The 25,334-nt window shown below is 64.9% G+C and carries 27 protein-coding genes and 1 other RNA gene; 15 read left to right on the plus strand and 13 right to left on the minus strand.

Annotation, left to right across the window (positions count from 1 at the left end; genetic code table 11):
- Nucleotides 1-10: 10 nt before the first annotated feature.
- From L0U82_RS15320 to lnt, 3 genes are all read left to right on the plus strand, one after another.
- Complete coding sequence (locus L0U82_RS15320) at nt 11-721, plus strand: gamma-glutamylcyclotransferase (RefSeq protein WP_233832038.1); 711 nt, start codon at nt 11-13, stop codon at nt 719-721.
- Nucleotides 722-1,039: 318 nt separating this feature from the next.
- Entirely contained in the window at nt 1,040-1,945 is a 906-nt protein-coding gene (locus tag L0U82_RS15325; RefSeq protein ID WP_233832039.1) for an HlyC/CorC family transporter, read from the plus strand.
- A 70-nt stretch (nt 1,946-2,015) separates the two neighbouring features.
- Nucleotides 2,016-3,743 carry an apolipoprotein N-acyltransferase gene (gene lnt / locus L0U82_RS15330; RefSeq protein ID WP_233832040.1) on the plus strand — a complete coding sequence of 576 codons (1,728 nt, stop codon included), beginning with the start codon at nt 2,016-2,018 and terminating at the stop codon, nt 3,741-3,743.
- Between the two features lie 200 nt (nt 3,744-3,943).
- Here lnt and L0U82_RS15335 read toward each other — a convergent pair whose 3' ends face one another.
- A complete protein-coding gene (locus tag L0U82_RS15335) occupies nt 3,944-4,564 on the minus strand; it encodes a glutathione S-transferase N-terminal domain-containing protein (protein WP_233832041.1) in 621 nt (206 codons plus the stop codon).
- A 264-nt stretch (nt 4,565-4,828) separates the two neighbouring features.
- On the opposite strand from L0U82_RS15335, the gene L0U82_RS15340 reads away from it, so the two are divergent.
- The 5 genes from L0U82_RS15340 to purH all read left to right on the plus strand — a co-directional run bounded on the left by L0U82_RS15340 (nt 4,829) and on the right by purH (nt 10,874).
- Complete coding sequence (locus tag L0U82_RS15340) at nt 4,829-6,247, plus strand: aminopeptidase P N-terminal domain-containing protein (protein ID WP_233832042.1); 1,419 nt, start codon at nt 4,829-4,831, stop codon at nt 6,245-6,247.
- A gap of 6 nt (nt 6,248-6,253) precedes the next feature.
- Entirely contained in the window at nt 6,254-7,612 is a 1,359-nt protein-coding gene (locus L0U82_RS15345) for a UbiH/UbiF/VisC/COQ6 family ubiquinone biosynthesis hydroxylase (RefSeq protein ID WP_233832043.1), read from the plus strand.
- Between the two features lie 348 nt (nt 7,613-7,960).
- Nucleotides 7,961-9,022 (plus strand): tRNA dihydrouridine synthase DusB, encoded by a 1,062-nt coding sequence (gene dusB, locus L0U82_RS15350; protein WP_233832044.1) that lies wholly within the window; start codon nt 7,961-7,963, stop codon nt 9,020-9,022.
- Nucleotides 9,019-9,252 carry a Fis family transcriptional regulator gene (locus tag L0U82_RS15355; RefSeq protein WP_008919619.1) on the plus strand — a complete coding sequence of 78 codons (234 nt, stop codon included), beginning with the start codon at nt 9,019-9,021 and terminating at the stop codon, nt 9,250-9,252. The genes dusB and L0U82_RS15355 overlap by 4 nt, the downstream gene beginning before the upstream one ends.
- 56 nt (nt 9,253-9,308) lie before the next feature.
- Nucleotides 9,309-10,874 carry a bifunctional phosphoribosylaminoimidazolecarboxamide formyltransferase/IMP cyclohydrolase gene (gene purH, locus L0U82_RS15360; RefSeq protein WP_233832045.1) on the plus strand — a complete coding sequence of 522 codons (1,566 nt, stop codon included), beginning with the start codon at nt 9,309-9,311 and terminating at the stop codon, nt 10,872-10,874.
- Here purH and L0U82_RS15365 read toward each other — a convergent pair.
- Nucleotides 10,868-11,047 carry a hypothetical protein gene (locus tag L0U82_RS15365; protein WP_233832046.1) on the minus strand — a complete coding sequence of 60 codons (180 nt, stop codon included), beginning with the start codon at nt 11,045-11,047 and terminating at the stop codon, nt 10,868-10,870. The two genes, purH and L0U82_RS15365, sit on opposite strands and share 7 nt — an antisense overlap.
- Nucleotides 11,044-11,283, minus strand: a complete 240-nt coding sequence (locus L0U82_RS15370; RefSeq protein WP_233832047.1) for a hypothetical protein — start codon at nt 11,281-11,283, stop codon at nt 11,044-11,046. The genes L0U82_RS15365 and L0U82_RS15370 overlap by 4 nt, the downstream gene beginning before the upstream one ends.
- 131 nt (nt 11,284-11,414) lie before the next feature.
- On the opposite strand from L0U82_RS15370, the gene ruvC reads away from it, so the two are divergent.
- From ruvC to L0U82_RS15390, 4 genes are all read left to right on the plus strand, one after another.
- Complete coding sequence (gene ruvC, locus L0U82_RS15375) at nt 11,415-11,957, plus strand: crossover junction endodeoxyribonuclease RuvC (protein ID WP_233832048.1); 543 nt, start codon at nt 11,415-11,417, stop codon at nt 11,955-11,957.
- Between the two features lie 103 nt (nt 11,958-12,060).
- Nucleotides 12,061-12,642 carry a Holliday junction branch migration protein RuvA gene (ruvA, locus tag L0U82_RS15380; protein WP_233832049.1) on the plus strand — a complete coding sequence of 194 codons (582 nt, stop codon included), beginning with the start codon at nt 12,061-12,063 and terminating at the stop codon, nt 12,640-12,642.
- A 30-nt stretch (nt 12,643-12,672) separates the two neighbouring features.
- Nucleotides 12,673-13,734 (plus strand): Holliday junction branch migration DNA helicase RuvB, encoded by a 1,062-nt coding sequence (gene ruvB, locus L0U82_RS15385; protein WP_233832050.1) that lies wholly within the window; start codon nt 12,673-12,675, stop codon nt 13,732-13,734.
- A 23-nt stretch (nt 13,735-13,757) separates the two neighbouring features.
- Nucleotides 13,758-14,705: an oxygenase MpaB family protein gene (locus L0U82_RS15390; RefSeq protein WP_233832051.1), complete on the plus strand. Its 948-nt coding sequence runs from the start codon at nt 13,758-13,760 to the stop codon at nt 14,703-14,705.
- Between the two features lie 176 nt (nt 14,706-14,881).
- On the opposite strand, the gene L0U82_RS15395 is transcribed toward L0U82_RS15390, so the two are convergent.
- From L0U82_RS15395 to tyrS, 3 genes are all read right to left on the minus strand, one after another.
- A complete protein-coding gene (locus L0U82_RS15395; RefSeq protein ID WP_233832052.1) occupies nt 14,882-15,556 on the minus strand; it encodes a histidine phosphatase family protein in 675 nt (224 codons plus the stop codon).
- 187 nt (nt 15,557-15,743) lie between these two features.
- Nucleotides 15,744-16,214, minus strand: a complete 471-nt coding sequence (gene dtd / locus L0U82_RS15400; RefSeq protein WP_233832053.1) for a D-aminoacyl-tRNA deacylase — start codon at nt 16,212-16,214, stop codon at nt 15,744-15,746.
- A gap of 63 nt (nt 16,215-16,277) precedes the next feature.
- Nucleotides 16,278-17,522 carry a tyrosine--tRNA ligase gene (gene tyrS / locus L0U82_RS15405; protein WP_233832054.1) on the minus strand — a complete coding sequence of 415 codons (1,245 nt, stop codon included), beginning with the start codon at nt 17,520-17,522 and terminating at the stop codon, nt 16,278-16,280.
- Between the two features lie 203 nt (nt 17,523-17,725).
- On the opposite strand from tyrS, the gene L0U82_RS15410 reads away from it, so the two are divergent.
- Nucleotides 17,726-18,856 carry an anhydro-N-acetylmuramic acid kinase gene (locus L0U82_RS15410; RefSeq protein ID WP_233833297.1) on the plus strand — a complete coding sequence of 377 codons (1,131 nt, stop codon included), beginning with the start codon at nt 17,726-17,728 and terminating at the stop codon, nt 18,854-18,856.
- A gap of 104 nt (nt 18,857-18,960) precedes the next feature.
- Here L0U82_RS15410 and erpA read toward each other — a convergent pair whose 3' ends face one another.
- The 4 genes from erpA to L0U82_RS15430 form a co-directional block, all read right to left on the minus strand.
- Nucleotides 18,961-19,326 (minus strand): iron-sulfur cluster insertion protein ErpA, encoded by a 366-nt coding sequence (gene erpA, locus L0U82_RS15415; protein ID WP_233832055.1) that lies wholly within the window; start codon nt 19,324-19,326, stop codon nt 18,961-18,963.
- A 231-nt stretch (nt 19,327-19,557) separates the two neighbouring features.
- Nucleotides 19,558-19,950: a 30S ribosomal protein S9 gene (rpsI, locus tag L0U82_RS15420; RefSeq protein WP_085487754.1), complete on the minus strand. Its 393-nt coding sequence runs from the start codon at nt 19,948-19,950 to the stop codon at nt 19,558-19,560.
- Between the two features lie 11 nt (nt 19,951-19,961).
- Nucleotides 19,962-20,390 (minus strand): 50S ribosomal protein L13, encoded by a 429-nt coding sequence (gene rplM / locus L0U82_RS15425; protein ID WP_013090508.1) that lies wholly within the window; start codon nt 20,388-20,390, stop codon nt 19,962-19,964.
- Nucleotides 20,362-20,817 (minus strand): hypothetical protein, encoded by a 456-nt coding sequence (locus tag L0U82_RS15430; protein ID WP_233832056.1) that lies wholly within the window; start codon nt 20,815-20,817, stop codon nt 20,362-20,364. The genes rplM and L0U82_RS15430 overlap by 29 nt, the downstream gene beginning before the upstream one ends.
- A gap of 209 nt (nt 20,818-21,026) precedes the next feature.
- Here L0U82_RS15430 and L0U82_RS15435 point away from each other — a divergent pair, with 209 nt between their 5' ends.
- Nucleotides 21,027-21,449 (plus strand): OsmC family protein, encoded by a 423-nt coding sequence (locus L0U82_RS15435; protein ID WP_233832057.1) that lies wholly within the window; start codon nt 21,027-21,029, stop codon nt 21,447-21,449.
- 94 nt (nt 21,450-21,543) lie between these two features.
- Here the strand turns inward: L0U82_RS15435 and rnpB are convergent.
- From rnpB to pyrC, 3 genes are all read right to left on the minus strand, one after another.
- Nucleotides 21,544-21,957, minus strand: an RNA gene (gene rnpB / locus L0U82_RS15440) — RNase P RNA component class A.
- 80 nt (nt 21,958-22,037) lie between these two features.
- Nucleotides 22,038-23,066, minus strand: a complete 1,029-nt coding sequence (locus tag L0U82_RS15445; protein ID WP_442793621.1) for a DUF3025 domain-containing protein — start codon at nt 23,064-23,066, stop codon at nt 22,038-22,040.
- An 11-nt stretch (nt 23,067-23,077) separates the two neighbouring features.
- Complete coding sequence (pyrC, locus tag L0U82_RS15450) at nt 23,078-24,136, minus strand: dihydroorotase (RefSeq protein WP_233832059.1); 1,059 nt, start codon at nt 24,134-24,136, stop codon at nt 23,078-23,080.
- A gap of 165 nt (nt 24,137-24,301) precedes the next feature.
- Between pyrC and L0U82_RS15455 the strand changes: the two genes are divergently transcribed.
- Nucleotides 24,302-25,261: a class II glutamine amidotransferase gene (locus L0U82_RS15455; RefSeq protein ID WP_233832060.1), complete on the plus strand. Its 960-nt coding sequence runs from the start codon at nt 24,302-24,304 to the stop codon at nt 25,259-25,261.
- Nucleotides 25,262-25,334: the final 73 nt, after the last annotated feature.

A 25,334-nucleotide genomic window follows, 5' to 3' on the forward strand; every position in this document is an offset into this window, starting at 1 on the left:
CGAACCTACCGTGAGCACCCCGTCCCCCGAAGCCGATTCCTTCACGCGCTGCCCGGACTATCCGCCGGCGCTCGGCGACTCACAGCTGCTGACGGACGACGAACTGCGCGCATCACTCGACTGCACGTTGCGCGACTGGGACCGCGCGAGCGACCTGTGGCTGTTCGGCTATGGCTCGCTGATCTGGAACCCCGGGCTGCCGACTGTCGAGGCGGCGCGCTCGAAGGTGCACGACTATCACCGCGGGCTGTATCTGTGGTCGCGCGTGAATCGCGGCACGCCCGAGCAGCCGGGCCTCGTGCTCGCGCTCGATCGCGGCGGTTCGTGCACCGGCATGGCGTTCCGGCTCGCCGCCGAGGGCGCGATGCCTCATCTCGAAGCACTGTGGCGCCGCGAAATGCCGATGGGCTCGTACCGCCCTGCGTGGCTGCCGTGCGTGCTAGCGGACGGCCGGCGCGTCGACGCGCTCGCGTTCGTGATGCGTCGCGACGTGCCGAGCTACACCGGCAAGCTGCGCGACGACATCATCCGGGCGGTGCTTGGCTGCGCGAGCGGCCGCTATGGCACGACGCTCGACTATGTCAGCCGTACCGTGCACGCGCTGCGCGAAAGCGGGATGCCGGATCGCGCGCTCGAAGCGCTGCTCGCGCGCTGCGACGCGTCGGCGCGCGACGCGAACCCGGACGCGGCTGCGCCGACGAGCGGCACGGCACGCGGTTAAATCCCGGCACCGTCTCGCGCCAAACCACGCCACCTAGCGCAACCTCGCGTCACCTCGTGTCAGCGCGCACTTCGCCGCTCAGCCGCACCCCGCCATGACGCGCCGTTGCACCCCGCCCCATCCCGCCCCGCGACTTTTTTGCCCACAGGCGCTTTTCCATGGGTAATCGGTTAGGATGGCCCTACGCGCCATCGCGGCGCGGCCGCTTCATCCAACGCTTCACTCATCCCCAGGCCCGGCGGGACACGGTTTCGCCATGCGCCTGGTGTATCCTTAATGCTCTGTAACAGCGCGCCCAGTCTCGCCGGGCGCACTACCATGAACGACACGTATCCCAGTCGACGCCATACCGGACGCCAACTCGACAAACCGCAGGAAAAGCGCTCGCTGCTCGAGCGCCTGACCGACTTCATCTCGCCCGAGCCCGACTCGCGCGCCGAACTTCTGGAAATTCTGCAGGACGCGCATGAGCGCAACCTGATCGACGCCGACTCGCTGTCGATGATCGAAGGCGTGTTCCAGGTCTCGGAATTGAGCGCACGCGACATCATGGTGCCGCGCGCGCAAATGGACGCGATCAACATCGCGGACAATCCCGCCGAATTCATCCCGTACGTGCTGGAAAAAGCGCACTCGCGCTATCCGGTCTACGAGGGCAATCGCGACAACATCATCGGCGTGCTGCTCGCCAAAGATCTGCTGCGCTACTACGCGGAAGAGGAATTCGACGTGCGCGGCATGCTGCGCCCGGCCGTGTTCATCCCCGAGTCGAAGCGCCTGAACGTGCTGCTGCACGACTTCCGCGTGAACCGCAACCACCTCGCGGTGGTGGTCGACGAATACGGCGGCGTCGCGGGCCTGATCACGATCGAAGACGTACTGGAGCAGATCGTCGGCGACATCGAGGACGAATACGATTTCGACGAGGAAAGCGGCAACATCATCGCGTCGCCGGACGGGCGCTTCCGGGTGCGCGCGCTGACCGAGATCGAGCAGTTCAACGAAACCTTCGGCACCGATTATTCGGACGACGAGGTCGACACGATCGGAGGGATGGTCACGCATCACTTCGGCCGGGTGCCGCATCGCGGCGAAAAGGTGCGTATCGACGATCTGATCTTCGAAATCCTGCGCGGCGACGCGCGCCAGATCCATATGCTGCTGGTGCGCCGCGACCCGCTCGCGGGCCAGCGCGAGCGCGAGGCGCAACACGTGCAAACCTGAGCCGCCGGCTTTCGCTGATTCGCCGGCTTTCCGCTCGCTTTTTTCAACTTCCGACGCCGACCGCGCAACAATGGCCGACCCGATCACTTCCCGTCCGCGGCGCGACATCAGCGCCGCCGCCCTCGCCGACAACACCCGCAGCCGCGCGCTGCCGCTGTGGCACTACCTCGTCGCGCTGGCCGTCGGCGCGCTCAATACGCTGTCGTTCGCGCCGACGCCGCACGGCGGCTGGCTGCAACTCGCGATCTTCGTGTTCTTTTTCGCGTGGCTCACGCGCAGCACCGGCTGGAAAAGCGCGGCGCTGACGGGCGGTGCGTTCGGCTTCGGCAATTTCGTCACCGGCGTGTGGTGGCTGTACGTCAGCATGCACTTCTACGGCGGGATGCCGGCGCCGCTCGCCGGCGCCGCGCTGGCGCTGTTTTCGCTGTATCTGGCTGTCTACCCGGCGCTTGCGGCCGGGGTGTGGTCGTTCTGCGCGGGCCACGCGCGCAACGGCGCGGCTGATGACCGTCGGCCGTTCTCGCCGACCTGGCATGGCGCGCTGGCGTTCGCGAGCGCGTGGGCGATCGGCGAATGGCTGCGCGGCACCGTGTTTACCGGCTTTCCGTGGCTGGCCTCCGGCTATGCGCAGGTCGATGGCCCGTTTGCCGGGTTTGCGCCGGTGGTCGGTGTGTATGGCGTCGGCTGGGTGCTTGCGCTCGCGGCCGCGCTGATCGTGCAGGCGCTGCTGCCGCTGACTCAGGCGCGCGCCGCCCCTGTCGCGCCGCCTGCTCAGCCCGCGCATGACCCGCGCGGCGGCGAGGCCGCGCCGCGCCACATCGCGCGCATCGCGCTGCCGGCCGGCGTCGCGCTGGCGCTGATCGTCATCGGCCTGCTGCTGCCGCTGATCCAGTGGACCACGCCGGCCAACGCGCCGCTGAAGGTGCGTCTGCTGCAAGGCAACGTCAAGCAGGAGATGAAGTTCGAGGAAGCTGGCCTGCGCGCGGCGGTCGACGAGTATCAGCAGATGATCACCGCGAAGCCGGCCGATCTGATCGTCACACCGGAAACGGCGATTCCGGTGCTCGCGCAGCAGTTGCCGCTACCGTTCGCCGCGGCGATCCGCCAGTTCGCGGATTCGACCGGCAGCGCGATCCTGTTCGGCGCGATCGGCGGCACGATCACGCCGGATGGCCAGGTGGTCGACTACACGAACAGCCTGTTCGGCGTCACGCCCGGCTCGCATGTGATGTACCGCTATGACAAGCATCACCTCGTACCCTTCGGCGAATTCGTGCCGTGGGGCTTCCGCTGGTTCGTCAATCTGATGAACATCCCGCTCGGCGACTTCTTCCGCGGCGCGCCGGTGCAGAAACCGTTCATCGTGCATAACCAGCCGGTCGCGTTGAACATCTGCTACGAGGACATCTTCGGCGAGGAAATCGCGCGCACGCTGCGCGAGAACGCAACCCCGGCGGGCGTGCTGGTCAACTCGACCAACCTCGCGTGGTTCGGCGACACGATCGCGCTCGACCAGCATCTGCAGATCGCGCGCATGCGCTCGCTCGAAACCGGCCGGCCGATGCTGCGCGCGACCAACACGGGCATGACCGCCGCGATCGATGCGAACGGACGCGTGATCGGCCGTCTCACGCCGTTCACGATCGGCTCGCTCGACGTGACCGTGCAAGGCACATCGGGCAATACGCCTTACGTGACGAGCGGCAACAACACGGTGCTGGCGGTGTCGGTGCTGCTGCTGGCGTTCGGTTTTGCATTCGGACCGGCAATCGTGCGGCGGCGTAACGGCGCGAAGTAAGCGGCGACGGGCGGGGCGACAGCCGGACAACAGCCGGGCAGGCAACGCACAAACGGCGCCGCACGCCCCCCCCAACACGGAAACGCAACACGCATAAAAAAATGCGCCTGACAGATTCAGGCGCATTTTTTTCTTCACAGGCAAGCGTTCCGGTTCAGGCCATCAGTCACGCGCCCGAACTCGGGATTCACCTAGGTCCGTCAGTTCGCCGGCACCGTATCGATGAACGACTGGCGCAGCGCGAGCTTCTGGAAATGCTTGTCCAGAGTCGGATGCGCTTCGCGCCAGTTCAGCTCGGGCATGCGGAAGTCGAGATAGCCGAGCGCGCAACCCACCGCGATATCCGCAAGCGTGTAGTGATTGCTCGCGCACCACGGCTTGCTGCCGAGGCCCTGCGACATCGCGACCAGACCTTCGTCGATCTTGCGCTGCTGCCGCGCGACCCACGCGTCGACCCGTTGCTCGGGCGCGCGCTGCGTGCCTTCGAGACGGATCAGCACGGCCGCGTCGAGCACCCCATCGGCGAGAGCTTCCCAGCAGCGCACTTCGACGCGTTCACGCCCGGACGGCGGAATCAGCTTGCCGACCGGCGACAGCGTATCCACGTATTCGCAGATCACCCGCGAATCGAACACGGCTTCGCCGTCTTCCATCACGAGGCACGGCACCTTGCCGAGCGGATTGAAGGTGTGAATCCGGGTATCCGGCGCCCAGACGTTCTCGGGCACCAGTTCGTAGTCGATCTTCTTGTCGGCGAGCACGATCCGCGCTTTACGCACGAACGGGCTGGCGACTGAACCGATGAGTTTCATCATGACCATCTGCCTTTTTCTGAATCCGGCGAAAGTATAAGTGGTCTAAAGCTTTCACGAGTGCTACGCGGCATCTTCGCAAGCTGCGCGTGGCCTCGCTGTGGGCGGATTGCAACATGCTCGCGGCCGCCCGACCGTCAGTATCCGCACAAAATAAGTCGGTGTATCGAACGCCTGCCCCCAAGGCCCGCGTCACGCCGCAAGCGGGCGCCGGGCTGGCCGACCACGACCGGCGCGCGGGTAAGCGCCAGAACGGAGCGCTACAATCGCACGATGAACCAGCCGACCGAACCCACCATCGCCATCGACGTCTACCGCGCGCGCCGCGAGCGCGTCCTCGCCGCGCTGCGCGCCGCGGGCGGCGGCGTCGCCATCGTGCCGACCGCGCCGGAAGCGCTGCGCAACCGCGACGCCGACTACCCGTATCGTCACGACAGCTACTTCTACTATCTGACCGGCTTCACCGAGCCCGAGGCGCTGCTCGTGCTGATCGCGAACCCGCCGCCCGGCGCGCCGGCATCGATCCTGTTCTGCCGCGAGAAAAACATCGAGCGCGAGACGTGGGAGGGCTTCCGCTTCGGACCCGAAGGCGCGCGCGACGCGTTCGGTTTCGACGCCGCGTTCCCGTTCGACGACGTCAATACGCAATTGCGGCGGCTGCTCGCCGATCAGCCGGCGCTGCACTACGCGCTCGGCACGTCGGCGAAACTCGACGAGCAGGTGCGCGGCTGGCTCGACTCAGTGCGCGCGCTAGGCCGCGGCGGTGTCGCGGCGCCTGTCGTCGCGCGCGATCTGCTGCCGCTGCTCGACGAGATGCGGCTCTTCAAGGACGACCACGAACTGGCGATCATGCGCCGCGCCGGCCGGATTTCCGCGGCCGCGCATCGCCGCGCGATGGCCGCGTGCCGGCCCGGTATCCGCGAATACGAACTCGAGGCCGAACTGCTGTACACGTTCCGCAAGTTCGGCGCGCAGGCGCCGGCCTATACGTCGATCGTCGCGGCGGGCGCGAACGCCTGCGTGCTGCACTACCCGGCCGGCAACGCGATCGCGCGGGACGGCGATCTGATCCTGATCGACGCAGCCTGCGAACTCGACGGCTATGCATCCGACATCACGCGCACGTTCCCGGCGAGCGGCCGCTTCACGCCCGCGCAGCACGAGCTGTACGACATCGTGCTGGCTGCGCAGCAGGCCGCGATCGATGCGACACGCGCCGGCGCGAGCTTCGACGATCCGCACCAGGCGGCGCTGCGCGTGCTGTCGCAGGGGCTGCTCGACACCGGCATCGTCGCGCGCGACAAATTCGCGTCGGTCGACGACGTGCTCGCCGAGCGCGCGTATGCGCCGTTCTATATGCATCGCACCGGCCACTGGCTCGGCATGGACGTGCACGACTGCGGCGATTACCGCGAGCGCGGCGCGCCGCGCGACGAGACGGGCGCGCTGCCGTGGCGAACGCTGCATCCGTCGATGACGCTGACGATCGAGCCGGGCCTGTACATCCGCCCGACTGAAGGCGTGCCCGAGCGCTACTGGAACATCGGCATCCGTATCGAAGACGACGCGATCGTGACACCGAACGGCTGCGAGCTGATCACGCGCGACGTGCCGGTGGCCGCGGCCGAGATCGAAGCGCTGATGCAGCAGGCGCGCACGGCGCAAGCAACGGCACATGCAGCGGGGATCTGACGCGCGATGAACGAAGCCTCTCCATCGGTGGTGATCCTGAAGCCCGCCTCTCACCAGCAGGCCTTCGATTTCGACGTGACGATCGTCGGCGCCGGGCCGGTCGGCCTCGCGCTCGCCGGCTGGCTCGCGCGCCGCAGCGTGACGCGCGAGCTGAAAATCGCGCTCGTCGACGCGCGCGAACCGGAAGACTCGATCGCCGATCCACGCGCGATCGCGGTGTCGCACGGCAGCCGGATGATCCTCGAACCGCTGCGCTGGCCCGCCGACGCAACCGCGATCGAACGCATCCACGTGTCGCAGCGCGGTCACTTCGGCCGCACGCTGATCGATCATCGCGAGCACGGCTTGCCCGCGCTCGGCTACGTGCTGCGCTACGGCTCGATCGTGCATGGTCTGGCCGACGCGGTGCGCGCGACGCCGGTCCACTGGTTCCGCTCGACGTCGGCTGGCGCGCCGACCCAGGAGCTCGACGGCGCCACGCTGCCGATCGAGACCGCCGGTGTCGCGCGGCAGCTGCGCACGCGGATTCTGGTGAATGCCGAGGGCGGCGTGTTTGGTGATCAGAAGCGCGGCGGCCGTATCGGCAAGCATGCGGGCGACGAGGCGGACGACACGGCCGGCGAGGCCGATGGCGCCGTCGAAACTGCAACCGGCGTGGCAACCTCCACACTCAACACTGCTGCCAAGGCAACCGGCGGACCGGGCAAAGGCGGCAGCGGCGCCGGCTCGCGCGACTACGGGCAAACCGCGCTGGTCGGCACGGTCACCGTGTCCGCGCCGCGCCCGCACGTCGCGTGGGAGCGCTTCACGTCGCAAGGCCCGATCGCGTTGCTGCCGATGGGCGGCGTGCGCGGCGCCGACTACGCGCTCGTCTGGTGCTGCGCGCCCGAGGAAGCCGCACGCCGCGCGCAGCTCCCCGACGAAGCGTTCCTGCGCGAACTCGATGCGGCGTTCGGCGACCGGATGGGACGCTTTATAAAAATCGTCGGACGCGCGTCGTTCCCGCTCGGGCTCAACGCGGCCGACACGCTGGTGAACGGCCACGTCGTCGCAATCGGCAATGCGGCGCAGACGCTGCATCCGGTGGCGGGTCAAGGCCTGAACCTCGGGTTGCGCGACGCGCACGCGCTCGCCGATGCGCTGTCGGCCGAAGGCCCGACGCCGCTCGCGCTCGCGACGTTCACGCAACGCCGCGCGCTCGACCGGCGCCTGACGATCGGCTCGACCGACACGCTCGCGCGTCTGTTCACCGTCGACTTCCCGCCGCTCGCGGTGCTGCGTGGCCTCGCGCTCACCGCGCTCGAATTCGTGCCGCCGGTGAAGACCGCGCTCGCGCGGCAAATGATGTTCGGCCAACGCCGCTAGGCGGGCAGCGCGCTTGCGCCGCGGCGACTTTGTTGCGGCGACCGGCGTCATAAGAAACGCGCAACACATACACGACACTCGGGCAGCAATCGCGCTGCCCGAGCGCGCCATCCCGCTCAACTCGATGCCGCAGTGGCCCGTTCGCAGCCACGCCGCAGCCGCGCATAACAGCCGCGCCCGTCGTCGCCCGGTTCTATGAAAGACGCCACTTTCATAGAAGATTTAACGAGTTACGAGATACAGATGGCGAGTTCCGCTTATCTGTTAACGCTAAAATGGCAGTTTTCCCTCGCATTTCGCAGCGGCATCGATTGTTAAATCGCACAGCCGCCGGCGCACGCTCACGTCATGCCCACTCTCGGCTCTCACAATCTGCGTAACAACCTGTTCGTCGCCCCGATGGCCGGCGTGACCGACCGGCCGTTTCGCCAGCTGTGCAAACGGCTCGGCGCGGGCTACGCGGTGTCGGAGATGGTCGCGTCGAATGCGCAGCTGTGGAAAAGCGAAAAGACCATGCGCCGCGCGAACCACGAGGGCGAGGTCGAGCCGATCGCAGTGCAGATCGCCGGCGCCGATCCGGCGATGATGGCCGAAGCCGCGCGCTACAACGTCGCCAACGGCGCGCAGATCATCGACATCAACATGGGCTGCCCGGCCAAGAAGGTCTGCAACGTCGCGGCCGGCTCGGCGCTGCTGCAGAACGAACCGCTCGTGCAGCGTATCGTCGAAGCGGTGGTGAACGCGGTCGGCGTCGGCCCCGATGCGGTGCCCGTCACGCTGAAAATCCGCACCGGCTGGAATCGCGAGAACAAGAACGCATTGAACGTTGCGCGCCTGGCCGAAGCGGCCGGTATCTCGATGCTGACCGTGCACGGCCGCACGCGCGCCGACCTCTATCACGGCGACGCCGAGTACGACACGATCGCCGCGGTGAAAGCGGCGGCCGGCATTCCGGTCGTCGCGAACGGCGACATCACATCGCCGCAAAAAGCGCGCGAGGTGCTCGCCGCCACCGGCGCCGACGCGATCATGATCGGCCGCGCCGCGCAGGGCCGGCCATGGCTGTTCCGCGAAATCGAACACTTCATGCGAACCGGCGAACTGCTGCCGCCGCCGCGTATCGACGAAATCCAGCAGGTGATGAACGAGCATCTCGAAGATCACTACGCGTTCTACGGGGAATTTACCGGCGTGCGCACTGCGCGCAAGCACATCGGCTGGTACACTCGCGGCCTTTCCGGCGCCAACCTGTTCCGGCATCGCATGAATACGCTGGACACCACGCGCGAACAACTCCTCGCCGTCAACGAATTTTTTGACGCACAGAAGGCGATCTCAGACCGCCTCGTCTATGTCGACGAATCAGCCGACAGCCAGGGCGAGGACCACACCGACCGACTAGCAGCATGAGCAAGAACAATATCGAACAATCTGTCCGCGACAGCCTGGACGTGTATTTCCAGGATCTCGACGGCTCCAATCCGCACGACGTCTACGACATGGTCATTTCATGCGTGGAAAAACCCTTGCTCGAAGTGGTGCTCGAGCAGGCCGGCGGTAATCAGTCGCTGGCCGCCGAGTATCTCGGCATCAACCGCAATACGCTGCGCAAGAAGCTGCAACAACACGGTTTGCTGTAGCGGGTTGTAGTTTCTCGCGCCCTGCCACGTTTCCCCTTCGGCTTTTCGTCTTCATCATGATCAAGCAAGCGCTCATCTCCGTTTCCGACAAGTCAGGCATCGTCGACTTCGCCAAGTCGCTGTCGGACCTCGGCATCCAGATCCTGTCGACCGGCGGCACCGCGAAACTGCTCGCGGACGCGGGCCTGTCCGTCACCGAAGTCGCCGACTACACGGGCTTCCCGGAAATGCTCGACGGGCGCGTGAAAACGTTGCATCCGAAGGTGCACGGCGGCATCCTCGCGCGCCGCGATCTGCCCGAACACATGGCCGCGCTCGACAAGCACGGCATCCCGACCATCGACCTGCTGGTCGTGAACCTGTACCCGTTCGTGCAGACGGTGTCGAAGGAAGAGTGCTCGCTCGAAGACGCGATCGAGAACATCGACATCGGCGGCCCGACGATGCTGCGCTCGGCCGCGAAGAATCACCGTGACGTGACGGTGGTGGTCGACCCGGCCGACTACGCGGTCGTGCTCGACGAAATGCGCGCGAACGGCAACACGGTGTCGTACAAAACGAATTTCCGCCTCGCGACCAAGGTGTACGCGCACACCGCGCAGTACGACGGCGCGATCACGAACTATCTGACGAGCCTGACCGACGAACTGCGGCATTCGTCGCGCAATGCGTATCCGGCGACCTTCAATATGGCGTACGAGAAGGTGCAGGATCTGCGCTACGGCGAGAACCCACATCAGAGCGCGGCGTTCTACCGCGACCTGACGGTGCCGGCCGGCGCGCTCGCGAACTACAACCAGTTGCAGGGCAAGGAACTGTCCTACAACAACATCGCCGACTCCGACGCGGCGTGGGAATGCGTAAAGACCTTCGACGTGCCGGCCTGCGTGATCGTCAAGCACGCGAATCCGTGCGGCGTCGCGATTGGCGCGAATGCACTCGAGGCGTACTCGAAGGCATTCCAGACCGATCCGACCTCGGCATTCGGCGGCATCATCGCGTTCAACCGTGAAGTCGACGAAGCGGCTGCGCAAGCGGTCGCGAAGCAGTTCGTCGAAGTGCTGATCGCGCCGTCGTTCAGCGCCGAAGCGCGCCAGGTGTTCGCGGCCAAGCAGAACGTGCGTCTGCTCGAAATCGCGCTGGGCGATGGGCATAACACGTTCGATCTGAAGCGCGTCGGCGGCGGTCTGCTGGTGCAGTCGCTCGACTCGAAGAACGTGCAGCCGCGCGAGCTGCGCGTCGTGACGAAGCGTCATCCGACGCCGAAGGAAATGGACGACCTGCTGTTCGCATGGCGCGTCGCGAAGTACGTGAAGTCGAACGCGATTGTGTTCTGCGCGAACGGCATGACGCTCGGCGTCGGTGCGGGCCAGATGAGCCGCGTGGACTCGGCGCGGATCGCCAGCATCAAGGCGCAGAACGCCGGTCTGACGCTGAGCGGCTCGGCGGTCGCATCGGATGCGTTCTTCCCGTTCCGCGACGGTCTGGACGTCGTGGTGGCCGCGGGCGCGACCTGCGTGATCCAGCCGGGCGGCTCGATGCGCGATGACGAAGTGGTCAGCGCAGCGGACGAACACAACATCGCGATGGTGCTGACGGGTGTACGTCACTTCCGTCATTGATCGATGCAGGCTTGGCCGGTAACGGCTGCTGCGTTCGCGATGAACTGAAGAACCGAACGTAAGCACGAGAAGCGACGCTTGCCGGCATGACTGACGAACAACGGCCCGGTGGAATTTTCCACCGGGCCGTTTGTTTTGATGGCGAGCGTTTGCGCCGGTGTGTGGTCGCTCAATCGTCCGGCTCTTTTCTCTCGTAACCATCACCTACGTCCGGATGTTGGCTGATGTACGTGGCCAACCCCCTTCCCCGCCGCGCGAGACGCTTCAGTTCATCAAGATGCGCCGCGCCGACGCTTCGCTCTGTGTACCAATACACGACCCCCGATCGAAACCGCACCGCGATGAAATCGTCGCCGATCTCATAAGCGTCGACGCCCGAGTCGCCACTGAGATTGCCGTAACGCTGCATCTGCGCCCCGCCTCCTTGCGACGAAGAACCAGCAGTTTTTATTCCGCCGGACAGGACATCCGCGGACCGCCGCGCGATGCGTTCGTTGTAGTATCGCAGGCACCTGGTTTTTATCGCTTTCGCGGCACCTCATGAGAATTCTCGGCATCGACCCGGGCCTGCGCGTAACCGGCTTCGGCGTGATCGAACAACACGGCCACGCGCTCAGCTACGTCGCGAGCGGCGTGATCCGCACCGCCGACGCCGATCTGCCCTCGCGGCTCGGCACCATCTTCGAAGGCATCTCGACGTTGATCCGCGAACATTCGCCGGATCAGGCGGCGATCGAAAAAGTGTTCGTCAACGTCAATCCGCAGTCGACGCTGCTGCTCGGCCAGGCGCGTGGCGCGGCGATCTGCGGGCTGGTCGCGGGCGGCGTGCCGGTCGCGGAATACACTGCGCTGCAACTGAAGCAGGCGGTCGTCGGTTACGGCCGCGCGACCAAGGAGCAGATGCAGCAGATGGTCGTGCGGCTGCTGTGCCTGTCGGGCGTGCCGGGCACCGACGCCGCCGACGCGCTCGGCATGGCGATCTGTCACGCGCACGGCGGCACGACCCTGAGCACGCTCGGCGGCATCGCGCCCGCGCTGGCGAAGAAGGGACTGCGCGTTCGGCGCGGGCGCCTCGTCGGATAGCGAAGGGGGAAGCAAAGCGCTCCGCTCGACAACCGCCTACGCGCCGCCGATTCGCTGCGCTACACTCGCCCTTTCCCACCCGACTCTAAAAACTGAATCCGCCATGATCGGTCGCATCGCCGGCGTTCTGCTGGAAAAAACCCCGCCGCATCTGCTCGTCGACTGCAACGGCGTCGGCTATGAAGTGGACGTGCCGATGAGCACGTTCTACAACCTGCCGTCGACCGGCGAGCGCATCGTTTTGCTCACGCAGATGATCGTGCGCGAGGACGCGCATCTGCTGTACGGCTTCGGCACCGCGCAGGAGCGCGCGACCTTCCGCGAACTGCTGAAGATTTCCGGCATCGGCGCGCGCATGGCGCTCGCGGTGCTGTCGGGCATGAGCGTGGCCGAACTCGCGCAGACCGTCACGCTGCAGGATGCGGCGCGCCTCACGCGCGTGCCGGGCATCGGCAAGAAAACCGCCGAGCGGCTGCTGCTCGAACTGAAGGGCAAGCTCGGTGCCGACCTCGGCGCAATGGCCGGTGCGGCGTCACCATCCGATCACGCATCGGACATCCTCAACGCGCTGCTCGCGCTCGGCTACTCGGAGAAAGAAGCGCTCGCCGCGATCAAGAACGTGCCGGCCGGCACCGGTGTGTCCGAGGGCATCAAGCTCGCGCTGAAGGCGCTGTCGAAGGCCTGACGCCCCACCCGCGCGCGGTACAATGGCCGCATGATCGAAACCGACAAACTCGCCGCCGAGCGCATCATCGCGGCCACGCCCGCGTCGCCGAACGAAGAAGCGTTCGAGCGCGCGTTGCGCCCGCGTCAGCTCGACGAATATGTCGGGCAGGAAAAGGTGCGCGGCCAGTTCGAGATCTTCATCGAGGCTGCCAAGCGGCGTTCCGAATCGCTCGACCACGTGCTGCTGTTCGGCCCGCCAGGGCTCGGCAAAACCACGCTCGCGCACATCATCGCGCGCGAGATGGGCGTCAATCTGCGGCAAACCTCCGGGCCGGTGCTCGAACGCGCCGGCGACCTCGCCGCGCTGCTGACCAATCTCGAAGCCAACGACGTGCTGTTCATCGACGAAATCCACCGGCTCTCGCCGGTCGTCGAGGAAATCCTGTACCCGGCGCTCGAGGATTATCAGATCGACATCATGATCGGCGAAGGGCCGGCCGCGCGCAGCGTGAAGCTCGACCTGCAACCGTTCACGCTGGTCGGCGCGACCACCCGCGCGGGCATGCTGACCAACCCGCTGCGCGACCGCTTCGGTATCGTCGCGCGGCTGGAGTTCTATAACGCCGAGGAACTCGCGCGCATCGTCACGCGTTCGGCGTCGCTGCTCAATGCGCAAATCCATCCGGACGGCGCGTTCGAAATCGCCCGGCGCGCGCGCGGCACGCCGCGTATCGCCAACCGGCTGCTGCGCCGCGTGCGCGACTTCGCCGAAGTCAAGGCCGATGGCAACATCACCGCGCAGGTCGCCGACGCGGCACTGAAGATGCTCGACGTCGACGCGGTCGGTTTCGACCTGATGGACCGCAAGCTGCTCGAAGCAATCCTGCACAAGTTCGACGGCGGCCCGGTCGGCGTCGACAATCTCGCCGCGGCAATCGGCGAGGAGCGCGACACGATCGAGGACGTGCTCGAACCGTATCTGATCCAGCAGGGCTTCCTGCAGCGCACGCCGCGCGGGCGCATCGCCACGCTGCTGACCTACCGGCACTTCGGTCTGGCCGCGCCGGATTCGTCGAGCGCGCTGCCGGGCTTGTGGGATTCGTCGAACTGAGCGCGCAAGCGAGGCGGCCCAGGATGTCCGAGCAGACCCGGCCGACCGGGAACTTCGTGCAAGCGCTCACGCAGCGGCTGCGCGCGAAACTCGCGGCCGGCGTTACCCATCTGACGACCGGCAGCGGTCCCGTCCTCGACTACTCGTCGCCGCCCGGCGACCCCGGCCTGTTCGGGCCCGACTCCATCTGCTGGAAAGTCCATGCCGACTTCACGTCGATGATGACAGGCGGCATCAGCGCGCTGCTGCTGCAGGCGTTGCATCCGCTGGCGCTCGCCGGCGTGTGGGACCACTCGACGTTTCGCAGCGATATTCTCGGACGCCTGCGGCGCACCGCGACGTTTATCTCCGGCACCACGTACGGCAGCCGCGACGACGCGCTCGCGCTGATCGAGCGCGTGAAGTCCATTCATCGCGGCGTGACCGGCATTGCACCGGACGGCCAGCCGTATCGCGCGAGCGAGCCCGCGCTGCTGACCTGGGTGCACGTCGCGGAGGTGTCGAGCTTCATGACCGCGCATCTGCGCTACGTGAATCCGCTGCTGTCCGTCGCGGCGCAGGATCAATATTTCGCGGAAACCGCGCGCATCGCCGAAATGCTCGGCGCCACCGATATTCCACGCTCGCGCGCCGAGATCGACGCGTATCTGCTTGCGATGCGGCCCGCGCTGGTGGCGAGCGAACGCACCCGTGAAGTCGTCAGGATTTTGATGAACGCGCCGGCACCGAGCCTCGCGATGCGGCCTGCCGGCACGCTGATGCTCAACGCGGGTGTCGATCTGTTACCCGGCTGGGCGCAGACGATGCTCGGCCTGAACCGTTACGCGGCGCTGCGCAAGACGTTCGCGCGACCCGGCGTGCGGCTCGTCGCGCCGGTGATTCGCTGGGCGCTGGTCAATGGAGTGTCGAAACGGGCACGGCGCCGGGCGGCGGCGATGCGTGAGCGTGAGAATGAGCGTGAGCCGGATTGAAGTAGAAACGAGCACGCAGCGGTGCTTGCCGCAATAGATCGAACCGTATCGATGACGGCGCTGTTCTGGGAGCCGCGAGGCTCATGCGCACCTCAAGCGCACGGCGCCGACACTGTACGTGCTTAAACGGACAGCTTCACTCCTTTCGCTTCCCGCCCCCACAGTGTTCCCCCGATTCACCGCCTCGGGTCCAGCGCGGTCCTGAACCCATCATCGTCGGCACCACCCGCATCGAGATGCGCGACATCCGCCCACGACACGATCGTCGCGTGGCCGTCATCGAAATCGACAACGTTCACGCTCGCGTTCAGCAACGGATAGTCCCGCGGTGCATCGAGCGACAGGCCGCACGCGAAGCGGCGCACGCAATCGAGCACACCGCCGTGCGTGACACAGGCGATCCGCCCGCCCGGATGCGCGGCGATCAGCGGCTCGATTGCATGGACGATGCGGTGGTAGAACACGCGCTGCGATTCGCCTTCAGGCGGCGTGAAGCCCGGATCGCGCGTCTGCCATTGCGCGTATTCGTCGGGAAAACGCAGTGCGATCTCGTCGCTATCGTGACCTTGAAAGGCGCCGTACGAGCGCTCGCGCAAGTTCTCGCGCAACTGTAGCGGCAGGCCGAGCGCGTCGCTCATCGGCTGTGCGGTCTGCTGTGCGCGCTGCAGGTCGCTCGAATAGATCGCATCGAGCCGCGCACCCTGCTTCGCCTCGTCCGCGATGCGTCGCGCGAGACGTTGCGCCTGGTCGAAGCCCGTGGTTGCCAGCGGGATGTCGATGTGGCCTTGAATGCGCTTGATGCGGTTCCAGTCGGTTTCGCCGTGCCGGATAAACAGAATCTGCGTGATCATGGGAAGAAGAGAGCGCCGTTCGCCGGTTATGCCGAGCCGCTATTGTCGCAAAAAGCGACGCGCGGGTCGGCGCACGCGGCGCGCCTCGGGAGGTCGATGCTGCGGCAGCTCGGATGCACGCCTAGCCGGCGGCGTGCCAAAGGTGTCGGGGCGCCGCGTATGGTATGGCCTGAAAAGCTGGGGAAGCTCAGGCGTTGGTCCGCAACCAGAACGTGACGGGCCCGTCGTTGACGAGCGACACCTGCATGTCCGCGCCGAACTCGCCTGTCTCGACGATCGGATGCTTCGCGCGCGCGGCCGCGACGAAGTAGTCGAACAGGCGCTTGCCCTCGTCGGGCGGCGCGGCGGGCGTGAAGCTCGGGCGCAGGCCGCTGTTGGTATCGGCCGCGAGCGTGAATTGCGACACGAGCAGCAAGCCGCCCGCGCGCCCGGCGCCGTCGAGATTCTGCACCGACAGGTTCATCTTGCCGGCCGCGTCGCTGAATACGCGATAGCCGAGCACCTTCGCGAGCAGGCGGTCGGCAGCGGCCTCGGTATCGCCGCGCTCCGCGCAGACGAGCGCAAGCAGGCCCGAGTCGATCGCGCCGGTCACGCGCTCATTTTCACCGTCCACGACACGCACTTCGGCGCGCCGCACACGCTGGATCAGCGCGATCATCGACTCGACTCCGGAAGTGCCGCGCGCTCAAGGGTGATCGCGTTCGTCATCGTCACGCGATGCTCAAGCCGTCAGCGTCACGCGCGCAAAGCGGCGCTTGCCGACCTGCACGACGTACTCGCCTGCTTCGACCTTCAGGCCCTTGTCGGACACCGTCGTGCCATCGATCTTCACGCCACCCTGCTCGATATTGCGCAGCGCTTCGCTCGTCGACGGCACGAGGTTCGCCTGCTTCAGCAACTGGCCGATCGCGAGCGGCGCGCCGGCGAGCGTCACCGTCGGGATATCGTCGGGCACACCGCCCTTCGCGCGATGATTGAAGTCCTCGAGCGCGCGCTCGGCGTCCGCCTGCGAGTGGAAGCGCGCGACGATTTCCTGACCCAGCATCACCTTGAAATCGCGCGGATTGCGGCCCGCCTCGATTTGCTTTTTGAAGCCGGCGATCTCGTCCATCGGACGGAACGACAGCAGCTCGAAGTAACGCCACATCAGCGTGTCGGAAATGCTCATCAGCTTGCCGAACATGTCGGTCGGCTTTTCGCTGATCCCGATGTAGTTGTTCTTCGACTTCGACATCTTCTCGACGCCGTCGAGCCCTTCGAGCAGCGGCATCGTCAGGATGCACTGCTGTTCCTGGCCGTATTGCTTCTGCAGCTCGCGGCCGACCAGCAGGTTGAACTTCTGATCCGTGCCACCGAGCTCGAGGTCCGCGTTCAGCGCGACCGAGTCATAGCCTTGCATCAGCGGATACAGGAATTCGTGGATCGAAATCGGCACGCCGCCCTGGAAGCGCTTCGTGAAGTCCTCGCGTTCGAGAATCCGCGCGACCGTGTAGCGCGACGCGAGCTTGATCATGCCGTCTGCGCCGAGCGGCATCGACCATTCGCTGTTGTAGCGTATCTCGGTCTTGTCGCGATCGAGCACGAGCGCGGCCTGTTCGAAATAGGTCTTCGCGTTCGATTCGATCTGCTCGCGCGTGAGCGGCGGGCGGGTCGCGTTACGGCCGGAAGGGTCGCCGATCAGCGATGTGAAATCGCCGATCAGAAAAATCACCGTGTGGCCGAGGTCCTGCAACTGGCGCATCTTGTTGAGCACGACCGTGTGGCCGATGTGGATATCGGGCGCGGTCGGATCGAGCCCAAGCTTGATGCGCAGCGGCTTGGACGTAGCCGCGCTCCTCGCGAGCTTTTGCGCAAATTCGTCTTCGATCAGCAGTTCGTCGACACCGCGTTTGGTGACAGCGAGGGCATGACGGACTTCGTCGGTGATCGGAAACGCGGGGGTGGGCTTGGTGGACTCGGTGCTCATGCTGGAAACGTGAAGTCGCGAAAAAACAGGATTGTCCCATAGATGCGCGCGGCCGCGCCCACTGACGCGACTCGGGCCGGCTGACGGCGTGGGATTTTCATGCGTCCGGTACGGGCGGCGGTGGCGATCAGCTTATCTTCAGCGACGCTTGCATCGATAATCTGCTACAACGAATCGCAATGAACATCGACAGGAGCAGCGACGTGATGCAAGACCCCGCAGACGGCATTTATTTCGGGTTGATGTCGGGCACCAGCATGGATGGCGTGGACGGCGTGGCCGTCCGGTTCGCTGAAGGGAAGCCACCGGAAGTGCTGGCCGAGGCGTTCGTCGGCTTTTCGGCCGGTGTCCGGGAGGCGCTCTTCGCGCTCCAGCAACCGGGCGACAACGAGATCGAGCGCGAGGCGCTGGCCGCCAACGCGCTCGCGACGCGCTATACCGTGTGCTGCCACGATCTGCTGCGGGATAGCCGCGTGGCGGCCGAGGACGTCCGTGCGATCGGCGTGCATGGGCAGACCGTGCGACATCGGCCGGAAAAGGGCTACACGCGGCAGATCAACAATCCGGCGCTGCTTGCGGAAATGACGCATATCGACGTGGTCGCCGATTTTCGCAGCCGTGATGTCGCCGCCGGCGGCCAGGGTGCCCCGCTCGTGCCCGCGTTCCACGCGACGATATTCGGCGCGAAGAACGAAACGCGTGTGGTCTGCAATCTCGGCGGCATCAGCAATATCACGATCCTGAACGCGACTGGCGGCGTGCGCGGCTTCGACTGCGGGCCGGCGAACGCGTTACTCGATGCGTGGGCCGAGCGTCATCTCGGCAAGCCGTTCGACGAAAACGGCCATTTCGCGGCGAGCGGCAGCGTGAATCGCGAGTTGCTGAACGCGTTGCTCGACGAGCCGTTCTTCTCGGAGCAGCCGCCGAAAAGCACGGGCCGCGATCTGTTCAACACCGACTGGCTCGACGCGAAGCTTGGGCCGTTCGCCGGCGTCGCTGCCGCCGACGTGCAAGCGACACTCGTTGCGCTCACCGCGGTAACGGTCGCACGCGAAATCGAGCGGCATGCGTCCGACGCGCGCGCGGTGTACGTCTGCGGCGGCGGCGCGCGCAATCCGGAAATCATGAAGGCGTTGCAGCAGGCGCTTGAAGACAGCGGCGTGAGCGGTGTGCCCGTGATGACGACCGATGCCCTCGGCGTGCCGCCAAGCCAAGTCGAACCACTCGCGTTCGCGTGGCTCGCGATGCGCTGCATCGCGCGGCTGCCGGGCAATCTGCCGAGCGTGACCGGCGCGTCAGCGGAGCGCGTATTGGGGGCGATCTATCCGCGGTAGGCTGCCAAGGGTGTTGCGTCGCCGCGCGCAATCCCGGGCGGCGAGCGGGCAATAAAAAACAGGGCCGAAGCCCCGTTTTTTATTGATTCGACCAGCCGTTGCGCTTAGACCGAGAACGACGAGCCGCAACCGCAGGTTGTCGTCGCGTTCGGATTCTTGATGACGAACTGCGCGCCGTTGATGTCGTCCTTGTAGTCGATCTCAGCGCCAACCAGGTACTGGTAGCTCATCGAGTCGATCAGCAGCTGGACGCCGCTCTTGTTCATCACGGTGTCGTCTTCGTTGGTCGTTTCGTCGAAGGTGAAACCATACTGAAAGCCCGAGCAGCCGCCGCCCTGCACGAATACGCGCAGCTTGAGCTCCGGATTGCCTTCTTCTTCGATCAGTTGCTTGACCTTGTCAGCCGCTGCGTCGGTGAAAACGAAGGGGGCCGGCATCTCGGTCACGGGGGTATCGGTGACTGCGTTCATTCGAACTCTCCAAAAAGCTTTAGCCGCTATTGTAGGGCTGATCGGGATATCGTGCTGAAGCCCACAAAATCAATGGGTTCTTCCGTCGAAACAGCTGGGCATCGATTTGCCGCCGTCTCGTCGCAGCGCTCGCTAGCGAACTCGGATAAACCATAAAAAAAGCCGCCTTCGCACAAGCGTTGGCGGCTTTCGCTGCAAACCGGCTGGAAAGCCGGTTCGCGCTCGAAACGATTAACGCTTCGAGAATTGCTTCCTGCGACGTGCCTTGTGGAAGCCGACCTTCTTACGTTCGACTTCACGAGCGTCACGCGTCACGAAGCCAGCGTGCGACAGTTGCGGCTTCAGCGTTGCGTCGTAGTCCATCAGCGCACGGGTGATGCCGTGGCGAACCGCACCGGCTTGACCCGTTTCACCGCCACCGGTCACGTTGACCTTGATGTCGAACGTGGTGCCGTGGTTCGTGAGTTCCAGCGGCTGGCGCACGATCATCAGCGACGTTTCGCGCGAGAAGTAGTCGGCGATGGGCTTGCCGTTCACAACGATGTCGCCCTTGCCTGCCTTGATGAACACACGTGCGACGGCGCTCTTGCGGCGGCCCGTGCCGTAATTCCAGTTACCGATCATGTGGGCTCCCCTTAGATCTCGAGCGCCTTCGGCTGTTGCGCCGAATGCGGATGCGTTGCGTCTGCGTAGACCTTCAGCTTCTTGATCATCGCGTAGCCGAGCGGGCCCTTCGGCAGCATGCCTTTGACCGCCTTCTCGAGCGCGCGGCCCGGGAAGCGTTCCTGCATCTTGCCGAACGTCGTTTCATAGATACCGCCCGGGTAGCCCGAGTGACGGTAGTACTTCTTGTCGGTAACCTTGTTGCCCGTGACCTTCAGCTTGCCGGCGTTGATAACGATGATGAAATCACCGGTGTCGACGTGGGGAGTGAATTCAGGCTTGTGCTTGCCGCGAAGACGGTGTGCCACTTCGCTGGCGACACGCCCGAGAACCTTATCCGTCGCGTCAATCACGTACCATTCGCGCGTCACCTCATGGGCTTTTGCGGAAAACGTCTTCATGATCGATCCAAAAAAATTGCTGCGCCCAATGTGTTTTTTCCTGCTTGTAGTGTGCGCATCGAGGCGCGTGCAGGCTCTCCCTGGTTCTTCCTCCGCGGGCGCGGATGCGGAAAAGCCCTGAATTATAAAGGAAATCGTGTCGGGGAGTCAAAACGTGCGATGGGTTCGCCGCAATGGGGCGAAATGCAGCGACACGCAAACGCAAAACGCGGACGAAAAAAAACCCGAACAAGCGGTTCGGGTTTAATCCACCAAAGGAGGAGGTGGAGGAGACAGCGGAAGTTGCCCAACTGCTGCAACAATGAAATCGATTATATAAGTCACCCTTGTGCGATGCAAGAATATTTACATTGCGAAATGAGTTTTCATAATGTGACAAATTAGTTGCATGCGCTGAAATCACGAAAATGCCTTCTAGATCAATCATCAAGGTTTTCGGCGATCACATGCACATCAGACATCCTCTAGAGTAAAACCCCTAAATCGTTAGGGGCATCCCGAATTACCTATCGATGACGCGCCGCAGCACAAACTCAGTCATTGTGCATAGTTTCGCGACGGAGCCGGTCTCGCACGGATCGTCAAACCCCGGGCTACAATGCCGACTCGAATAGCTATGCGCGGTGGAGCGACAGCATGGAATGCAAAGTAAGCTGGATGGGGCAGGACGGGATGGCATTCGCGGCCGAGACGGGCAGCGGCCATCTGGTTGCAATGGACGGCGCGCCTGAAGGCGGCGGCCGCAACCTGGCACCGCGTCCGATGGAAATGGTGTTGCTCGGCACCGGCGGCTGCACCGCCTACGACGTGGTGATGATCCTGAAGAAAAGCCGTCAGGAAATCGCCGGCTGTTCGGTAACGCTGAAAGCCGAACGAGCAAGCGAAGATCCGAAGGTGTTCACGAAGATCCACTTTCACTTCACCGTGACCGGCAAGAATCTGAATCCGGCCACCGTCGAGCGCGCGATCAATCTGTCGCACGATAAATACTGCTCCGCGTCGATCATGATCGCGAAGACCGCGGAACTCACGCACTCGTTCGACATCGTCGCTACCTGAGCGCGGCGGCGGCAGGGACAATAACCTGGCCCGCGACGAACCTCCCAAATAAAAAAGCCGGCGTCCCGATGGACGCCGGCTTTTTTCTATTCAGCGGCAAAGCGAGTCGATAAGCCGGATTCTGTGCACGCGCCGCGTCCGAAGACGCGGCGCGCGTGGCAGCCATTCCTCTAGGCGCGCCATTACTGACGCGCTCAAGCTCCCTACCCGCAGACGAGACGGGGGCCCCGTCCTGCATCTCGAAGATGCGCGCCTGCCTACTTGGAATTGCTCCGGGTGGAGGTTACCGTGCCGGTCTGCCTTGCGACAGCCGCGGTGCGCTCTTACCGCACCGTTTCACCCTTACCTGATCCCGGCTTGCGCCGGGCCATCGGCGGTTTGCTTTCTGTTGCCCTGTTCCGCGTGTCACCACGGATGGCCGTTAGCCATCACCCTGCCCTGTGGAGTCCGGACTTTCCTCGCCCTCGTTGGCCGAAACCGCCGAGGCCGCGACTGCCTGACCTGCTTTGCTGGCGCGGATTTTAACACCGAACGGCGGCACGGCCGGCCGGCTTCAGGCTTAAGGGAGAGAAAAAGCCAACAGGATATTCAACGTTCGCGCCGCCCCGCGCGAAACACGGTGGCGTCGTCGTAAAACGCCGGTGATTCGTTGCCGGACCACCAGCCGGGAATGCCGAGCACGGGCAGCGGCGCAAACATCCGGCTGGTCAGCGCGGAGGTTTCCAGCAACGCCGTGCTTACCGCTTCGTCGAGCCAGGCATCGCGCGCGGCGGAGTCCCATTCGAAGTACGCGACGGGCACATCGACGATCCATGCATGCCCGGTACAACCTTTGAACGGCGCGATCAATTTTTCCAGCAAAGCGTGCCCAAAGCAGCGCACTTCGCAACTGCGCGTCCATGCGTCGCGCCGCGTGACGAACAGCGTGCGCCAGTCGAAACCGCGCAGCGCGGCGCTCAATGCCGGATCGGCGCACGCGAACAGCAGCGCGTTTTCGTCGAAGAGGGTCAGCATGTCGCGCACGCCGCCGCGCGTCGGACCGACGCCGAGCACATCGAGCGCCGCCGACTGTCGCGCATTCAGCGCTGCCTTGATGCGCGGAAACGCGAACCACATCGATCCGTTGAAGAAGTCGTGGAGATTATGGCGTGTCGGCACGCAGCCGGTCGACGCGATATGCGCCTCATACGCAGCGCCCGGCGGCAGATCGTCCTGTGCGATGAAGGCGAGAGGTTCGCCGCGGCCGGTGGTTTGCCGCATCCGTGCGGCATCGGCGTTCATTGCGGCGAGCAGTTCGGCGTAGCCAGCCAGCGCCGCGTGCTGCCAACGCGGACCGCGTGGCGTGAGTTGCGCGAACCAGGGCTGCGACCAGTCGATCGCTTCGAAGGCAGATTGCGGCGATGCCTGCACTACTTCTTCGCGCGTGGCATGCGGTGTTGGCCCACAAGTCGAACGGGGTTCGGTCTTGGGCATTGCTTTGCGTGCAGCTTCGCGCAATGTTGCGGGTGTGACCTCATGCGCCGGTGCCAGTTCAAGCCCGGCACCGGACGCCGCCTCGCGCATCACATCGCGCGCGGCGTCATCGACAGTTCCCCGATCAGCCCCACGCTCTCGCATTTACCGCGACCTCACACCATCCGCCAGCCGATCGACTCACCGCCACGCAGCGGCACGACCGGCGTATCGCCCGCCGGCAGTTCCGCCGGCAGAGTCCATTGCTCGCGGCGCAGCGTGACCTTCTCCGTATTGCGCGGCAAACCGTAGAAGTCCGCGCCGTAGAAGCTCGCGAAGCCTTCGAGCTTGTCAAGCGCACCGGCTTTGTCGAACGCTTCGGTATAGAGTTCGAGCGCGTGCAGCGCCGTATAGCAGCCGGCGCAGCCGCACGCGTGCTCCTTCAGTCCCTTGGCATGCGGCGCGCTGTCGGTGCCGAGGAAGAAACGCGGATTGCCCGAGGTCGCCGCCTCGACCAGCGCGACGCGATGCGTCTCGCGCTTCAACACCGGCAGGCAGTAGTAATGCGGGCGAATGCCGCCCTGGAAGATCGCGTTGCGGTTGTACAGCAGATGGTGCGCGGTGATCGTCGCGCCAAGCAGCTCCGGCGCGGCGCCCGCATCGCGGATGTAGTCGACCGCGTCTTTCGTCGTGATGTGCTCGAACACTACCTTCAGCGCCGGAAACTCGCGGCGCAGCGGCGTCATCACGCGGTCGATGAAGACCTTCTCGCGATCGAACAGATCGATGTCCGAATCGGTGACCTCGCCGTGCACGAGCAGCGGCATGCCGGCTTCCTGCATCGCTTCGAAGGTCTTCGCGCACTTCATCGGATTGGTGACGCCCGCGTCCGAGTTCGTCGTCGCGCCCGCCGGGTACAGCTTCACCGCATGCACGAAGCCGCTTTCGCGCGCTCGGCGGATTTCGTCTGGCGGCGTGTTGTCGGTCAAATACAGCGTCATCAGCGGTTCGAACTTCGAGCCTTCCGGAATCGCGGCGACGATGCGCTCGCGATACGCCTGCGCCATCGCGGTCGTCGTGACCGGCGGCTTCAGGTTCGGCATGATGATCGCGCGGCCGAACTGGCGAGCGGTATCGGGCAGCACGGCCGCCAGCATCGCGCCGTCGCGCACGTGCAGATGCCAGTCGTCCGGACGGACGAGCGTGATGGAATCGGGGGAAATGTTAGCGGTCATGGCAAGGGGAACGAGACTTTGCGCGCACAGCCAATCGACCCGGTCAAACCGCGCTGTTGCGGCTTAAACACACGTCAATTTTGCTATTTGGCGGCTTCGGCTCGGTGATATGCTTGGAAAATCATCATTGTAACGGCTCGTTCCGTTCACAGGCTCACCAGCAACATGTGCCAACTTCTCGGAATGAACTGCGCCGCGCCGACGGACGTCACGTTCTCATTCACCGGCTTTGCGGCGCGCGGCGGCGTCACCGATCACCACGCCGACGGCTGGGGTATCGCTTTCTTCGAAGACAAAGCCTGCCGTCTCTTTATCGATCATCAATCGTCGGCCACCTCGCCGATCGCGGAGATGGTCAAGCGCTACCCGATCAAATCGAAGAACACGATCGCGCATATCCGCAAGGCGACGCAGGGACATATCCTGCTCGAAAACTGCCACCCGTTCATGCGCGAATTGTGGGGGCGTCACTGGATCTTCGCGCACAACGGCGACCTGCAAGCGTATGCGCCTGAATTGACCGGCGTCTATCAGGCGGTCGGCACGACCGACAGCGAACTCGCGTTCTGCGCGCTATTGGAAGGCTTGCGCAAGGCATTTCCCGGCGCACAGCAGCCACCTCTCGAAGAGCTGTTCACCGCGCTCGAATCGCTGACACGCGACATCACGCAGTACGGCGTGTTCAACTTCCTGATGTCGAATGGCCAGGCGCTGTTCGCGCATTGCTCGACGCATCTGCACTACCTGGTGAGGCGCTGGCCGTTTTCGACCGCGCATCTGGTCGACGCGGATGTATCGATCGATTTCGCCAAGTACACGACGCCGGAAGACCGCGTCGCGGTGATCGCGACCAAGCCGCTGACCGACAACGAAGTGTGGACCGCGTTCGCACCGGGCGACCTGCTGATGTTCCAGCATGGCGAGGTGATCGGCCGCGCCAACGTACCGGTGCCGGCGTCGGTGCTCGAGAAGTTGCGCAATCCGGCGCTCGATGCATCGGCGTCGGCCACGACGATCGCCGCATCGGGCGGCGCGCAGCGAGTCGGCACCCACGCGGCCATGATCCCGGCCGATAGCGAAGCCGACCTCGAAGCCGCCGACGACGCAGCCGCCTTCGAGTCGTAAGCGGGCAAGCGCCACAGCAATACCTGTCGCCCGTCGAAAAACAGGCGCCACCAACGAAAAAGCCGCTCCAAAA

Origin of the sequence: Paraburkholderia sp. ZP32-5, from assembly GCF_021390495.1 — a bacterium.
Classification (GTDB): domain Bacteria; phylum Pseudomonadota; class Gammaproteobacteria; order Burkholderiales; family Burkholderiaceae; genus Paraburkholderia.